The organism is Collinsella sp. SGI.095 (assembly GCF_050314535.1).
Taxonomy (GTDB): Bacteria; Actinomycetota; Coriobacteriia; order Coriobacteriales; family Coriobacteriaceae; genus Collinsella.
This window is the reverse complement of sequence record NZ_JBNPNG010000004.1, coordinates 1-15,201: the sequence shown is the minus strand read 5'-3', so window position 1 is coordinate 15,201 and position 15,201 is coordinate 1. Positions and strand designations below refer to the sequence as shown.

Annotated in this window: 11 protein-coding genes; 4 read left to right on the top strand and 7 right to left on the bottom strand. The window is 59.2% G+C overall.

The window, feature by feature from the left end:
- Positions 1-12: 12 nt before the first annotated feature.
- The 6 genes from ACQRCA_RS02380 to ACQRCA_RS02355 all read right to left on the bottom strand — a co-directional run bounded on the left by ACQRCA_RS02380 (position 13) and on the right by ACQRCA_RS02355 (position 7,077).
- A complete protein-coding gene (locus ACQRCA_RS02380; RefSeq protein ID WP_427718184.1) occupies positions 13-1,131 on the bottom strand; it encodes a serine hydrolase in 1,119 nt (372 codons plus the stop codon).
- A 227-nt stretch (positions 1,132-1,358) separates the two neighbouring features.
- Positions 1,359-2,177, bottom strand: coding sequence for a pyruvate formate-lyase-activating protein (pflA, locus tag ACQRCA_RS02375; RefSeq protein ID WP_427718181.1), 819 nt, complete (start codon positions 2,175-2,177; stop codon positions 1,359-1,361).
- Between the two features lie 186 nt (positions 2,178-2,363).
- On the bottom strand, positions 2,364-3,218 hold the full coding sequence (locus ACQRCA_RS02370) for a DegV family protein (protein ID WP_427718179.1): 855 nt from the start codon (positions 3,216-3,218) through the stop codon (positions 2,364-2,366).
- A 550-nt stretch (positions 3,219-3,768) separates the two neighbouring features.
- Complete coding sequence (grcA3, locus tag ACQRCA_RS02365; protein ID WP_055252439.1) at positions 3,769-4,020, bottom strand: autonomous glycyl radical cofactor GrcA3; 252 nt, start codon at positions 4,018-4,020, stop codon at positions 3,769-3,771.
- Between the two features lie 85 nt (positions 4,021-4,105).
- Positions 4,106-6,157: a formate C-acetyltransferase gene (pflB, locus tag ACQRCA_RS02360; RefSeq protein WP_427718174.1), complete on the bottom strand. Its 2,052-nt coding sequence runs from the start codon at positions 6,155-6,157 to the stop codon at positions 4,106-4,108.
- A 470-nt stretch (positions 6,158-6,627) separates the two neighbouring features.
- A complete protein-coding gene (locus ACQRCA_RS02355) occupies positions 6,628-7,077 on the bottom strand; it encodes a 2-keto-3-deoxygluconate permease (protein ID WP_427718427.1) in 450 nt (149 codons plus the stop codon).
- Positions 7,078-7,334: 257 nt separating this feature from the next.
- Between ACQRCA_RS02355 and ACQRCA_RS02350 the strand changes: the two genes are divergently transcribed.
- The 4 genes from ACQRCA_RS02350 to ACQRCA_RS02335 all read left to right on the top strand — a co-directional run bounded on the left by ACQRCA_RS02350 (position 7,335) and on the right by ACQRCA_RS02335 (position 13,340).
- Positions 7,335-7,784 carry a MarR family winged helix-turn-helix transcriptional regulator gene (locus ACQRCA_RS02350; protein ID WP_154514934.1) on the top strand — a complete coding sequence of 150 codons (450 nt, stop codon included), beginning with the start codon at positions 7,335-7,337 and terminating at the stop codon, positions 7,782-7,784.
- Positions 7,781-10,147 carry an ABC transporter ATP-binding protein gene (locus tag ACQRCA_RS02345; RefSeq protein ID WP_427718170.1) on the top strand — a complete coding sequence of 789 codons (2,367 nt, stop codon included), beginning with the start codon at positions 7,781-7,783 and terminating at the stop codon, positions 10,145-10,147. Before ACQRCA_RS02350 ends, ACQRCA_RS02345 begins: the two co-directional genes overlap by 4 nt.
- Complete coding sequence (locus tag ACQRCA_RS02340) at positions 10,147-12,003, top strand: ABC transporter ATP-binding protein (RefSeq protein WP_427718168.1); 1,857 nt, start codon at positions 10,147-10,149, stop codon at positions 12,001-12,003. The genes ACQRCA_RS02345 and ACQRCA_RS02340 overlap by 1 nt, the downstream gene beginning before the upstream one ends.
- A gap of 305 nt (positions 12,004-12,308) precedes the next feature.
- A complete protein-coding gene (locus tag ACQRCA_RS02335) occupies positions 12,309-13,340 on the top strand; it encodes a 3-deoxy-7-phosphoheptulonate synthase (protein ID WP_427718166.1) in 1,032 nt (343 codons plus the stop codon).
- Positions 13,341-13,803: 463 nt separating this feature from the next.
- On the opposite strand, the gene ACQRCA_RS02330 is transcribed toward ACQRCA_RS02335, so the two are convergent.
- On the bottom strand, positions 13,804-15,006 hold the full coding sequence (locus tag ACQRCA_RS02330) for an agmatine deiminase family protein (RefSeq protein ID WP_427718164.1): 1,203 nt from the start codon (positions 15,004-15,006) through the stop codon (positions 13,804-13,806).
- Positions 15,007-15,201: the final 195 nt, after the last annotated feature.

The window sequence follows — 15,201 nt, the reverse complement described above, 5'->3', positions numbered from 1 at the left end:
AATACGAAGCCGTTAGGCCAGCGCAGCGCGGGTATCGTAGAGCGCCTTGGCGATGGCGGCCACGGCCTCACTCGAACGGTCACTCCACGGCATCGATGACATGATGCTCATAATGTAGGTGTCGCCATCGACATCGATGAGGCCAGCATCGCACGTCGCATTGCAACCTGCCTCGCTGATCCAGCCGGCTTTGTTACGCACCATGGCATGGTCGTCCGCAATGCCGTCACGGATAAAGGACCGGGTCGTAGAGGCCAGAAGGCCCGACAGCCATTGCGACGTCTCGCTCTCGCGGCTCAAATACTCGCTCATCTCGCGCCACAACTTGGCCGAGGTGCGCGGGCAATAGGTGGGGAAATCGCTCATTGGATCGAGCGCGACCTCGTCTTCAACGCCGAGTGCGGCAATCCAATCCTCGTAGCCATCTTGATCAAACGTTGCACGCAACGCGACAAACGAGTCGTTATCCGAGTTGACGACCGAGGTCTCGATCAGGTCGCGAACCGTCAGCCAGCCCATACTGTAGCCGCCATAGGTGCCCAGAGCATCATCGAGCGATACTTGCCCTGTCTCGACCAGTAACTCGCAGACGTAGAGTACATAGAGCGCCTTGTAGCTGCTCGCACCGTACACCTCGGCGTCCGCGTTATACGTCACGCCCTTGCCGCTCGAAAGATCGTAAAACACCACGCCCACGTCGCCCAATTCCTGGGCCTGATCAAGGGTATCTTGGAGCGCGGCGAGGCTCTCATCCTCCAGAGCGGGGATCTGGTCATCAACCAGCGAGAAGGTCTGCACGGTATCGCCTGAGGGAATATCGTTAAAGTCCGCCTTCGAAAGCCTCGTCTTGAGGCTCGCTGTCGACAGGGTTTGACTTGCGGCGGCTTTAGATTTAGAGACCTTTTTGTTTTGCGTCTGTACCGTTGACGCATCTGAGTGTGCCGTTCGCTCCGACGCGTAGGTTTTAGCGGTAATTCCGAGGATAATAACCGCCAACGTTAGCATCCCAACGGCGGCAATCTTCGTCACGCGGATGCGAGCGTCGGCAAGGCCACGCGAAGACGTGCCCTTCGTCTCATATCTGCTGCTATGCTGCGGCACATGCTCGTCCCGCGATGCGTCGTTTCGCACGTGGTCTCCTGGCTGCTCCCGTTCATATACGAGCAGCATAATACCGAGCAGGCATTTCTTTCCGAAGATATTCAGAAGCGTTTAAGGTGTCTTTAAAGAAACCACAAGCGTATTTATCCAAATGGCACGATTCTGTTGCGCATCTCACCGCAACCCAGAGAGCAGTCTTTTTAGGACGGGGCTCTTTTAGCTACTTCTCCACCCTACCGGCCCCAAATGAGCTACCCCTAGCCGATGGCGTTTTTGAGTTCCGCGCGGCGTTTTTTCATGCCCGTCATGACGGCGTTGCGCAGCTCGGGCATGCGCGCGGTATCCATCTGTGGAACGCCCTCGAGCTTATAGGGAATCCCCAGCTGCTCATACTTGACGACGCCCATCGTGTGATACGGCAGCATTTCCAGGCCCACCACGTTATGCCACGGAGCAATCAGACGACCGAGTGCCTCGCACTCCTCTGCCGTGTCGGTAATGCCCGGTACTACCACGTGACGGATAACGACCTTAATCCTGCGACGCGCCAGCTCATCGCCAAACGCCAGGATGCGCGCAGGATCGCAACCGGTCAGCTTTTTATGCTCGACGGGATCGGCGTGTTTAATGTCGAGCAGCACCATATCGGTCTCGTTGAGTACGGCATCGAACTTCTCGGGATGCGCGGGGTCGAACGCATAGCCGCAACTATCCAAGCAGGTATGTACGCGACCATCGGGGTTGTTGTGCATTGCGCGGAACAGGTCGGCCAAGAACTCAGGCTGCAGGAGCGGCTCGCCGCCGGATACCGTAATACCACCGCTGCGGTAAAACTCATGGTTGCTCTGGAACTCGTCTATCAGGTGCTCGACGGTCACCATGGTGCCGCCGTTAACCGACCAGGTATCGGGGTTGTGACAATACGCACAGCGCATGGGGCAGCCCTGAACAAACACCACAAAGCGGATGCCGGGTCCATCGACCGTTCCCATCGTCTCGATCGAATGCACGCGGCCCAGGGCAAACGCGGAGTCCTCAGGACGAGCGTCCATACCCTCGAGCTTCATCTCAGCCATTCCCGCTACCTTGCCTCTCATTGGTTTTAGCTACATAAATGCCAGAGTCATTCTAGCCTATATGCTTGATGGCGAAACGGTTTAGCGGTCAATTGGATTGTCCTTTTTGGCCCCATGCAAAAGCGGCGGGAAGGTTGTCGCAACCCGCCCGCCGCCGAGGCAATAGAAATCGATAGACGCCAGGCGTTACGCCTTGAGCGTGAGCACCGCGCCGAAGGCGGTCGGGCCGCAATGGCTCGAGATGACGCCGCCGACCTGAGTCCAGGTAACGTCCTTAAAGCCCAGGTCGTGCGCATAGACTTCCATGTCGTCGCGCAGCTCCTCGGAAAGGCCTACCGAATACGCCAGGCCAATGTGCGAGTAGTCAATTTCGCCCTTCGCAACCATGTGGTCAATAAAGGCGCGGGCGCACTTGAGCATAGAGCCGCGGAACTTCTTGGTCGCCACGAACTTGCCACCCGTTACCTCAATGCAGGGCTTAATCTTGAGCAGATGGGCGCCTAGGAACGCGACGTTGGACAAGCGACCGCCCGCCTTAAGGAAGGCAAGGTCGGTAGGAACAAAGCCCAGCAACACGCGGTCCATAACGGAGCTCGCGAAGGCGAAGATCTCGTCGACGGTGGCATCGGGATGAGCCTCGATGTATTTGGCGGTCTCGACGACAACAAGCGACTGGCCCACCGAGACAAAACGCGTGTCCATGGAGAACACGTAGTCGCGCCCCTCTGCCGCGATCTTCGAGGACTGATGCGAACAGGTCGTGGCCTCGGAATACGCAAGATGCAAAATGGTCGCGTCGGGCTGTTCGGCGTGAATGCGGTCGTACACGCAAGAGAAATCTGCCGGCGCGCAGCCGCTGGTCTTGGGCATCACGCCAAACTCGTTGCAGCGCGAATAGATCTCGAGCGGATCGATCGAGCCGTCCTCGACGGTCTCGTCACCAATCGTGACATGCATGGGCACACGCACGATGCCGTAGCGTTCGCAGAGCTCTGGCGTCACATCCGAACCAGATTCAACCACGATTACGTACTTGCCCATTCTTATCACGACCCATCTCGACGTTGACTTTTTAATATGTGACGCACGTCCGCCGTCCTGCTACAGAACGGCCTCCAAGCGCCAAAGAGACGCCGTCCCTTGCACAAAACAAAGGACAGCGTCTCCCTGGAAAACTCCGTTCTTAACTGAGATTTTACACGGTTTATTACTAAGTGTTACTTACTCCGCAAACGGTAGCTATACGCGATAAACGGTAGCAAGTAAGTATCCAGAACGCTCAACCCATTAGGAGAGTTCCGCCTAAAGGGTGACTACACAGGACCCCCGCCGGGGCTGTTTGGGCTACCTCCCAAAACATTCCGCAGGACGCAAGAAGCCCTCGCCGCACGAAGTGCGCAGCGAGGGCTTCTTGCATGTCCGAGGACACCAATTTAATTTAGCGTGGTTCCCTAAAGTGCGATAACGCAGGAGACCCGGCAAGGCCGGGAGCACTTTGCCTCGCAAACATTCCGCAGCCGCGAAGCGGCGAGGACGTTTGAGAGGCAAAGTGCGTAGGCCTTACCGGGTCTCCGGTGGGAGTTGAGTCCCTTTAGAACTTGTTGTGGAAGGTACGCGAAATGACCTCGTCCTGCTGCTCCTTGGTGAGCGTGTGGAAGTTCACGGCATAGCCGGAAACGCGGATGGTCAGCTGCGGGTACTTCTCGGGGTGAGCCTGAGCGTCGAGCAGCGTCTCACGGTTGAAGACGTTGATGTTCAGGTGGTGGCCACCCTTCTCGGCGTAAGCGTCGAGCATGTGGACCAGGTTGTCGGCCTGAGTCTCGGAAACTTCAGAAACCTTCATAATGTGTCTCCTTCAATCGATAGGCGCCGGACGAAACCGGTGCACTAATCAGTAATCGTTATTGTTAGTATAGCACTAACAATAGTTACTCGCCCAGCTGATCAAGGTCGATATCACCAAAGAACACTTGGTCCTCCTTGCCGAGCGCGCCCGGGATGATGGAGAAGGTGTTGGAGATGCCGTCCTGGGCATCGCGGAACGGGAGCTTGGAAACCGAAGACAGCGAAGCGATGGCGCCCTGGCTATCGCGCTTGTGCATGGGGTTAGCACCCGGGGCGAACGGCTGGCCAGCCTTGCGGCCGTCGGGCGTGGAGCCGGTCTTCTTACCGTACACGACGTTGGAGGTAATGGTCAGAACCGAGGTCGTGGGCACGGAGTTGCGGTAGGTGTCGTTCATGCGGATGTACTCCATGAACTGGTGCACAACGTCGTGAGCGATCTGGTCGACGCGGTCGTCGTCGTTACCGTACTTGGGGAACTCGCCCTCGGTCTCGAAGTCGACGATGATGCCGTTCTCGTCACGGACGGGGTGGACCTTGGCGTACTTGATGGCGGACAGGGAGTCAGCCACGACGGAAAGGCCAGCGATGCCCGTAGCGAACCAGCGGTGCACGTGCTTGTCGTGCAGAGCCATCTGGATGCGCTCGTAGCAATACTTGTCGTGCATGTAGTGAATGATGTTCAGCGAGTTGACGTACACGCCAGCGAGCCACTTCATCATGTCGTTGTACTTGGCCATAACGTCATCGTAATCGAGCGTGTCGCCCTCGACGGCGCGATACTTGGGGCCGACCTGCTTCTTGGAGACCTCGTCAACACCGCCGTTGAGTGCGTACAGCAGGCACTTGGCCAGGTTGGCACGAGCGCCGAAGAACTGCATCTCCTTGCCAATGCGCATGGAGGACACGCAGCAGGCGATGCCGTAGTCGTCGCCGTGGTAAACGCGCATGAGGTCGTCGTTCTCGTACTGGACCGAGGAGCTGGCGACAGAAGTCTTGGCGCAGAACTTCTTGAAGTTCTCGGGAAGACGGGTCGACCACAGAACGGTCATGTTGGGCTCGGGGCTGGTGCCCATGTTCTCGAGCGTGTGCAGGTAGCGGAAGCTCATCTTGGTAACGAGCGTACGGCCGTCAACACCCATGCCGCCGATGGACTCGGTGACCCACTGCGGATCGCCGGTAAACAGGGCCTGGTACTCGGGGGTACGGGCAAACTTGACCATGCGGAGCTTCATGATGAAGTGATCCACGAACTCCTGGATCTGCTCCTCGGTAAAGGTGCCGTTGGCAAGGTCGCGCTCAGCGTAGATGTCGATGAACGTAGAGGTACGGCCGATGGACATAGCGGCGCCGTTCTGCTCCTTGACGGCAGCGAGGTAGGCGAAGTACATCCACTGGATGGCCTCCTGCGTGTTGGTAGCAGGTTTGGAAATATCGAAACCATAGGTCTCGGCCATCATCTTGAGCTCGCCGAGGGCGCGGATCTGCTCCTGCAGCTCCTCGCGATCGCGGATGTTGTCGGCGGTCATGACCGTCGGGGTGGAAGCCTTCTGGGCCTCCTTGTCCTTGATCAGGTAGTCGACGCCGTACAGGGCGACACGACGGTAGTCGCCGATGATGCGGCCGCGGCCATAGCCATCGGGCAGACCGGTGATAATGTGAGCCGAGCGGCAAGCACGCATCTCGGGGGTGTAGACATCGAAGACGCCGGCGTTGTGGGTCTTGCGCTCGAAGGTGTAGCGCTCGACGACGTTCTCGTCGATCTTGTAGCCGTGCTGGCTGGCAGCCTGGCAAGCGATGCGGATACCACCGTTGACGTGCAGAGCGCGCTTGAGCGGCTTGTCAGTCTGAAGACCGACGATGGTCTCCTTCTCGCGGTGGGCGTTATCGATGTAGCCAGCGGGGTGGCTCACGATACCCGTGACAGTCTTGGTGTCCATATCGAGGACGCCGCCCTGCTCGCGCTCCTTGAGCAGCAGGTCGAGAACCTCGCCCCACAGCTCCTTGGTACGCTCGGTCGGACCGGCGAGGAACGATTCGTCGCCCTCGTAGGGGGTGTAGTTCTTCTGGATGAAGTCTCGGACGTCAACCTCTCCCGTCCAGATGCCTTCCTTGAAGCCTTCCCATGCCTCCTGCATTGTGTAACCACGCTCCTAGTTACGTATAATGCGGCGCTCTCTCACACCGCTGCTTATTGAATTCTTGAATGTTCGGGTTGCATGACCGGCTTCATTTGCCTTCCATCGCGCGTTAGCACAGGAAAAAACGTTTGTTCACCTTGGAACTGCAACCCAAAAACCCAAGATTTCACCCGTTTGAGAAGGATAACATAGCCACCCCCTTCATCAGGGCTGTTATATGTTTCTTTTTTTATACCATTAGGGCGTTTTTAACAAATCCGCAGGAAATGCGAGCGTGAACAACTACCGTTCACCGATTTGTTTGGTATTTTTCCTTGCCTTTGTACGACGTTCACTCTAGCTGTTATGCCAGCTTTAGCAGGGTAAAGTGCCCCAGAGACCCACAGAAACTGCAGGGCGGCCACGGGATTTCCCCCGGGGCGGCCCTGTGGCGTGGCTAGTTATTTAGCTTTGATTGCCGCTTGGCATTAGGCGGCTGCGGTGACCTTGTCAGCCGCGGCCTTTTTGCTGTCGCCGTGACCCTGGCCCTCAAAATGCTTGAAGCACCAGCTGGTGACCAGCGGGGTCAAAATGGCCGTCACGATGGCGCACGCTGCAACCTGCGCCGTAGCCGTCGCAAGCACGGCACCACCGTACATGGCCTCGTTGACGCTCGCCATGGCGGCAGGCGTGGCAACATTGGCTCCGGCGCAGCTCGAAATGGCCGCACCTGCGACACCCGTACCGCCCGTGAACTTATCGACCGCGATGATGGGAATTGCAAAGACCACCGAGCAGATCACGCCGAGCAGGATGCCGGGAAGACCGCCGTTGATGAGCTGGCCAAAGGTCATGGTCGAGCCCATGGCAAAGAAGACGAGCACGATGATGGCGGAAAGTGCCGGAGCCATCATCTTCTTAAAGCTCGGGAAGAATATATCTCCTTTGGATGCATGCGAATCGTAGCCGCACGCGCCTATGTCAGAAAGAAGGCGACATCCCCTCGCCTAACCGCGGGCATAATAGTTCTTTGAAACGCTTCAGCAATTGTATTATTTTAAGTCTTTATGCGCTCTTTATATTGCCTAGTGGCCAAGTAGATTTTTGGGACATGTCCAGAAATCTACCGAATAGGATGGTTGAGCGGGAGGTATCATCTTTCACCAGAAATAGTTTCTAGTGTTAGGGGTTTTCGGTGAAAGATACCGATTTCCGTGAACTTGGGCGTCAGCTCCTTACCGAGTTCGGCAGCATGCATCAGCGCATTTCGCGCTTTGCGGACAAAGCCCTCAGTGGCGAGATGGCCGTCATGCGCGCCCTCATGCTCGCTGGCGGTTCGCTCACGCCAAGCGAACTCGCCGATCGTGCCTGGGTCTCGAGCGCCCGCATCGCCAATATCCTGCGCGCTCTCGAAGCCAAAGGCTGGGTCGAGCGCGAGCACTCAAAGACCGACCGTCGTCGCGTACACGTCACGGTGACCGACAAGGGATTCCATGATCTCGAAATCAAGCATCGGGAATTCGAGGACCGCACCGCGGCCTTCCTCGAGCAGCTCGGCGAAACAGATACCCAAGAGATGGTGCGCCTTCTTAGGCGTGCCAACGAAATTATCGACCGAAATCAAGAAAGGAGAGATGCCGAGTGAGGATTCTCAAGCTCTTTAAAAAGCATGTCCTGGCACTGTTCGCAGCTATCGTACTTATCGTAATCAGCTGCAACGCCGATCTGGCGCTGCCTACGTATATGAGCGACATCGTCGACGTGGGCGTGCAGCAAGGCGGTATCGCCTCGCCCGTACCTGACACCATTCGCACCGAATCGCTCGACGACCTCGAACTCTTTATGAGCGATAAGGACGCCAAAGCTGTGGAGGCCGTGTTTAGCAAGGCGGATAATAACGGCATTCGAACGTACAAGGGCACCGAGGAGGAGCGCGCCGACGGCGGCAAGATTGCCGACATCGTGAGCCTGCCCGAGACCGTCGTCCTTTCGTTCAACCAGGGCATTGACGCCAACTCCATGGATGACATGATGGGTTCGTCCAGCGAGAATAACAACAACGCCGCCCAGGCCATGCCCACCCCCGAGCAGATGGCGGCAATGACGCCCGAGCAGCTCGCCGAGACGCAGCAGAAGGCCGCGGCAGCGCAGAACATGCAAAAGCAAATTGACACCGACGGCGGTAAGATCACCATGAAGAGCCTGCGCCTAGGCGTTGAAGGCGGCCTAATCGACCAGGGCAAGCTCGTCGAGGGTGCCAACGATATGGCGGACAAAATGGGCTCCATGTCGGGTTCCATCGTGACCCAACGCGCCGTGAGCTATGTACAAGACGAGTACAAGGCGCAGGGCATCGACCCCGCCGACGTGCAGAACGCCTATCTGGGCCGCATGGCAACCACGATGTTTGGTCTGTGCCTGATCTCGCTCATCGCCACCATCCTGACCGGCGCCGTGGCCTCGCGCACCGCCTGTTCCATCGCACGCGACCTGCGCCGCGAGACCTTCAACAAGGTTATGCACTTCTCGCCGGCCGAGGTGGGCAAGTTTAGCCAGGCCTCGCTCATCACCCGCTGCACCAACGACATTCAGCAGATTCAGATGGCCGCAACCCTGTTTATCCGCATGTGCCTGATGGCCCCCGTCATGGGCATCGTCGCCGTCATGCGCGTCCTGGCCAACCACACCGGCCTGGAGTGGACCATCGCCGTGGCCATCATCGCGGTCTCGGCCGTCGTCGGCGTGCTTATGGGCCTCACCATGCCCAAGTTCAAAAAGATGCAGAGCTTTGTGGACCGCGTGAACCTCACCGCCCGCGAGCTGCTCGACGGCCTTATGCCCATCCGCTCGTTCAACCGCGAGGAGCATGAGCTCGAGCGTTTTGACAAGGCTTCGCTCGACCTAATGACCACGCAGCTCTACACCAATCGTGCCATGAGCTTTATGATGCCGCTCATGATGCTCGTCATGAACTGCATCACCGTGCTTATCGTCTGGTTTGGCGCGCAGGGCGTGTCCGATGGCGTGATGCAGGTCGGCAACATGATGGCGTTTATCTCCTACACCATGCAGATCGTCATGGCGTTTATGATCCTCACCATGGTTTCGGTCATCCTGCCCCGCGCCGAGGTCGCAGCCGAGCGCGTGGAAGAGGTCATCACCTGCCCCACGAGCATCAACGACCCCGCCTCGCCCAAACTGCCCGCGGCCAGCGCACCGCGCGGTGAGCTCACCTTCCGCGACGTGAGCTTCCAGTATCCCGATGCCCGCGCCGACGTCATGAGCGGCGTGAACTTCACCACGCATGCCGGTCAGATGCTCGGCATCATTGGTTCCACGGGCTCGGGCAAGTCCACGCTCGTACAGCTGATTCCGCGCTTATACGACGTCACGGGCGGCAGCATTTCGCTCGACGGTATCGACGTGCGCGATATGACCCTTTCCGAGCTTCGCCGCCGCATTGGTTACATCCCTCAGCAGGGGCGTCTGTTCTCGGGCACCGTGGAGAGCAACCTTAAGTTTGCCGGCGACATGGTAAGCGACGAGAACATGCACGAGGCCGCGCGCATCGCCCAAGCCGAGGACTTTATCGACGAGCGCGAGGGCGGCTACGACTCCCCCATCAGCCAGGGCGGCTCCAATGTCTCGGGCGGTCAGCGCCAGCGTCTGGCCATTGCCCGCGCGTTGGCAAAAAAGCCCGAGGTCCTGGTGTTCGATGACTCGTTTAGCGCCCTCGACTACAAGACCGACGCGCGCCTGCGCGAAGAGCTTGCCAAAAACGTTACCGACGCCGCGCTCGTTGTCGTAGCCCAGCGCATCGCGACCATCATGCACGCCGACCAGATCATCGTGCTCGACGACGGTCACGTGGTGGGCACTGGTACGCACGAGGAGCTGCTGCACAGCTGCCCGGCGTACCTGGAGATCGCACAGTCGCAGCTTTCCGCCGAGGAGCTGGGGCTCACTCAAGAAGAAATTGCAGCCGTTATGGAGGGAGGCGAGCACTAATGGCAGACGAGACCAAGACTCAGATTCCCAAGCCCACCCGCCAGCGCGGTCCCATGGGCCGCATGGGTGGCATGGGCCGCGGCGAGAAGGCCAAGGACTTTAAGGGCGCCATGCGGCAGTTGCTCGGCTATATCGGTCAACACAAGGTTGCCGTGCTTGCCGCCGTCGCCTTTGCCGTGTGCTCGGTCGTCTTTAACATTGTGGGACCCAAGGTGCTCGGCCAGGTTACGACCAAGCTGTTCGAAGGCCTGGTCGCCAAGGTCAACGGTACCGGCGATGTCGACTTTGCCTGGATCGCCAAGACGCTCGGCTTTTTGCTCTGCCTGTATCTGGCAAGCTCTGTTTGCAGCCTCATCCAGGGCTGGCTCATGACCGGCGTCACGCAAAAGATTTGCTACCGCATGCGCAAGGAGATCGCCGCCAAGATCGCTGTCGTGCCGATGAGCTACTTTAACGGACACAGCAAGGGCGATGTGCTCAGCCGCATCACCAACGACGTCGATACGCTGGGTCAGTCGCTCAACCAGAGCGTGACGCAGCTCATCACGTCGGTGACGCAGATTATCGGCGTGCTCGTCATGATGCTGTCGATCAGCCTGCCGCTTACCGGCGTCACCGTGCTCACACTGCCGGCCGCCGCGATTATCCTGACCGTGATGATTCATTTCTCGCAGCCGTACTTCCGCGAGCAGCAGCAGGTCCTGGGCACCGTCAACGGCATTATCGAGGAGGACTTTGCCGGCCAGAACGTCATTCAGGTGTTCGACCGCGCCGAGGCCTCAATCGAAGAGTTCGACCGTCAAAACGACCGCCTCTTTATTAGTGGCTGGCGCTCGCAGTTCCTGTCGGGCCTGATGATGCCGCTTATGAGCTTGGTGGGCAACATGGGCTACGTGGGCGTCGTCGTGGTGGGCGCACAGCTCGCGCTGACCGGCAATGCCACGCCCGGCGACATACAGAGCTTTATCCAGTACGTTCGCAACTTTACGCAACCCGTGCAGCAGCTGGGCAACGTGAGCAACACGATGCAGTCTATGGCCGCTGCCACCGAGCGCGTCTTTGAGTTCCTGGCCGCGCCCGAGGAGGAGCAGAAGGCCGACGCGCAGATTCCCGAAAAGCGCCCTGGCCATGTGGAGTTTGACCACGTCAAGTTTGGCTACACGCCCGACAAGACCATCATCCACAACTTTAGCTGCGAGGCACAGCCCGGCCAGACCATCGCCATCGTCGGTCCCACCGGCGCGGGCAAGACCACGCTCATTAAGCTGCTTCAGCGCTTCTACGACGTGGACGGCGGCTCGCTGCGCGTCGATGGCGTCGACGTACGCGATTGGGACCGCGCGGCACTGCGCGGCGAGTTTGCCATGGTGTTGCAGGATACGTGGCTGTTTAACGGCACCATCCGCGAGAACATCCGTTACGGACGCCCCGATGCAAGCGATGCCGAGGTCGAGGCCGCTGCACGCGCTGCACGCTGCGACCACTTTATCCATACGCTCGCCGGCGGTTACAACTTTATGATCAACGAGGAAGGCACCAACCTTTCGCAGGGCCAACGCCAGCTCGTGACCATTGCCCGCGCCATTTTGGCCGACCGCCCGGCGCTGATTTTGGACGAGGCGACATCCAACGTCGATACCCGCACCGAGGAGCTTATTCAGCGCGCCACGGATGCGCTGATGCAGGGCCGCACCAGCTTTGTTATCGCACACCGCCTGTCCACGATCCGCAACGCCGACGTGATCTTGGTAATTCGCGACGGCGACATCGTCGAGAAGGGCACGCACGACGAGCTGCTCGCCCAAGGCGGCTTCTACGCCGACCTGTACAACTCGCAGTTCGACGAAGCGGCGTAAATTCTGCCGCAGGGAACGAATAACACCCGAGAACGGGGGCGCAGGACAACCTGTGCCCCCGTTTTTTGTTCTGCGACCCTCAAACCGCCTCCCCTGGGACCAAATCGACGGCCTCTTCCAAGCCGCGTGGCATCATTCCATTCCAGGGCCAGCCAACGTTTGCCCAGATAAAACCTGCCAAAATAAACCTGTCCCTTTTTGGCAGGTTTTGGGGTGACGAGGGCTTGCACTTTAGCGTGCGACAGCGGATAATGCCGAGCATTCGACAATGCACACTTTGTCTTATTTGATTGAGGAGGCCCCGTATGGCCATGGAATTCAAGCGCAGGTTGCCGATCCCCATGGAAATCCGCGAGGAAATGCCGCTTTCCGCCGATCTTATCGCCAAAAAACAGGCATTCGACGCCGAGGTCGCCAAGGTCTTTACCGGCGAGGACGCGCGCAAGGTGCTCATTATCGGCCCGTGCTCTGCCGACCGCGAGGACTCGGTGCTTGAGTACATGAGCCGACTGGCCAAGGTCGCCGAAGAGGTCAAGGACAAACTCATCATCATTCCGCGCGTCTATACCAACAAGCCGCGCACCAAGGGCACTGGCTACAAGGGCCTGCTGCACAACCCCAACCCCGAGGCTCCCGACGACCTGCTCGAGGGCGTCAAGGCCATCCGCCATATGCACCTGCGCGTCATCGAGGAGACCGGTTTCTTTACCGCCGATGAGATGCTCTACCCGTCCAACTACCAGTACCTCGTCGACCTGCTGAGCTACGTCGCCGTGGGCGCGCGCTCGGTCGAGAACCAGGAGCATCGTCTGGTGTCGAGCGGCATTTCGGTGCCTGTGGGCATGAAGAACCCCACCGCCGGTTCCACCACCGTTATGCTCAACTCCATCTACGCCGCCCAGGCACATCAAAGCTTCATCTTCCGCAACTGGGAGGTCGAGTGCGACGGCAATCCGCTCGCGCACGCCGTCATGCGTGGCTACATTGGTCTCGACGGTCGTACCTATCCCAATTACCACTACGAGCATCTGGAGCGTCTGGCTGAGCGCTATACCGAGCATGCCGGCTACGCCAACCCGGCGGCGATCATCGACTGCAACCACGACAACTCGGGCAAGCGCCCGCTGGAGCAGCACCGCATCTGCAAGGAGGTGCTCGACAGCTGCCGCCGCAACGAGTCCATCTCCAAGCTGGTCAAGGGCTTTATGATCGAATCCTACCTGGAGGACGGCAACCAGTCTGTCGACGGCGGCGTCTTTGGCAAGTCCATCACCGACCCGTGCCTGGGCTGGGAAAAGACCGACTACCTCATCCACGAGATCGCAGAGCGGGTGTAGGTTACGGCGTTTTACCAAACGCCGTAACCGGCCGACGCTACAAACCCGTACACGCGAGCAATCTGCCTTTCAGCTTCGACGGCATGACCAAAAGGTCAATGCCGCCTCGCTTCAAGGCACCTTGCTCGCGTGTACGGGTTTTCGCTGACGTTTTTCTACCAGCGTCGTTGCCAGGGTTGGCACCAATGACTAATGCGGTAACAAGCTGCGTCGGTCCGATTGATCGGCTGGGTTTTCGAGGTGCCCCAGGTCGCCGCGAAAGAGGAGCGAAGCGTACTTTGGTACGCGTGCGACGGTTTGAGCGGCGAGATGGGGTGCCTCAGGAAGCCAGACGATTAAGCGTCGGCGTGATTGGCTGGGTTTCCGAGGTGCGGCAGATTGCCCTGAAAGAGGAGGGCATAGACCTTAAGGGTCATGCCCGACGATTGAAGGGCAAGGTGCCGTGCCCCGGGAAGACAGACTATTACGCCGAGGGCTCCTGCTGCGTGATGCAGTGGATGTTGCCGCCGCCGTAGACGACCTGGTCGGACTTGACGCCCACGCACTTGTAGACGCCCTCGCCCCAGACCTCGTCGTAGATCTCCTGGAGCGTGTCGACGGCCAGCTGGTCGTTCTCGTCGCCGTACTGCGGGACGATGACGCCGTGGTTGGTCACGAGGTAGTTCATGTAGGAGGCGATCAGCGGCTCGTCGGGGACGCGCGGCTCGGCGTTCTCGTCGGCGTCGATGGTGTCGCAGGAGGCCTGGTCCATGTACAGCGGCTTCACGGGCATGCAGAGCTTGTAGACCTTCAGCTTGCGGCCCTTGGCGTCAACCGCGTTGGAGAGGGTCTCGTAGGCGGCGTGGCACTGCTCGTAGAACGGGTACTCGGGGTCGTCGGTCCAGATGCAGACCATGACGCCCGGGGCGATGAAGGTGGCGACGTCGTCGATGTGGCCGTTGGTCTCCTCGGGGTCGATGCCCTCCTTGACCCAGATGACCTTCTCGACGCCGAGGTAGTCCTTGAGGTGCTCGGTCATGTACCCGCGAAGCTCCTCGCTCCAGGGCTCGAACTTCTTGCGGTACTTGGGCCAGAGGGACTCGGGGTCCTCCTCCTCGAGCACCGCGGAGCAGGTGCGGCCGGGGGACAGGAGGCACTGGTCGGTGACGACGAGGGTGCCCTCGCCGTCGACGGTGATGGAGCCGCCCTCGAGGATCATGTCGTCGGGACGGTAGCGGCGGCAGCCGGAGAGCTCGGCCATCTTGAGGGCGATCTGCTCGTCCTTGTCCCACGGGAAGTACAGGCCGTCGATGAGGCCGCCGTAGCCGTTGAAGTGCCAGTGGTTGGCGCGCTTCTCGCCCTTGCCGTTGATGACGTAGGTGGCGCCGGTGTCGCGGAACCAGGCGTCGTCGGTGGTCATCTCGACGACGGTGACGTTCTCGTCGTTCTCGAAGACGGCCTTGCAGTTGGCGTAGTCGACCTGGTTGGCGCACATGTAGACCGGGGTGAACTCGGAGATGGCGCGGGCGATGGCGGCATACTGCTTCTGGGCGGGCTTGGCGCCGTGGGCCCAGGTGTCGGTGCGGTGGGGCCAGCCTATCCACACGCGGTCCTGGGGGGCGAACTCGGCGGGCATGAAGAAGCCGTCGGCCCTCGGGGTGGACTCGGACTCGGTGATCGTACGCATAAGGCTTCCTCCAAATCAAACGACCGATGTCTCGATCTGTAACATCTAGGGGCCGAATCCCCGTCTTGTTGTTACAGATCGAGACAAACCGTATGGCTCGAGATAAACAATCTCAATCTATAACAGATAGAGGCGATTTTGCCAGCCATATGTTACAGATTGAGATAGACGTAAAAACCACCACAAAGGTACCTG

Excerpts from the sequence above, each read along its gene's own strand:
- pflA (WP_427718181.1), bottom strand. The coding sequence starts at position 2,177 with ATGGCTGAGATGAAGCTCGAGGGTATGGACGCTCGTCCTGAGGACTCC.
- ACQRCA_RS02370 (WP_427718179.1), bottom strand. The coding sequence starts at position 3,218 with ATGGGCAAGTACGTAATCGTGGTTGAATCTGGTTCGGATGTGACGCCA.
- grcA3 (WP_055252439.1), bottom strand. The coding sequence starts at position 4,020 with ATGAAGGTTTCTGAAGTTTCCGAGACTCAGGCCGACAACCTGGTCCAC.
- pflB (WP_427718174.1), bottom strand. The coding sequence starts at position 6,157 with ATGCAGGAGGCATGGGAAGGCTTCAAGGAAGGCATCTGGACGGGAGAG.
- ACQRCA_RS02340 (WP_427718168.1), top strand. The coding sequence starts at position 10,147 with ATGGCAGACGAGACCAAGACTCAGATTCCCAAGCCCACCCGCCAGCGC.
- ACQRCA_RS02335 (WP_427718166.1), top strand. The coding sequence starts at position 12,309 with ATGGCCATGGAATTCAAGCGCAGGTTGCCGATCCCCATGGAAATCCGC.
- ACQRCA_RS02330 (WP_427718164.1), bottom strand. The coding sequence starts at position 15,006 with ATGCGTACGATCACCGAGTCCGAGTCCACCCCGAGGGCCGACGGCTTC.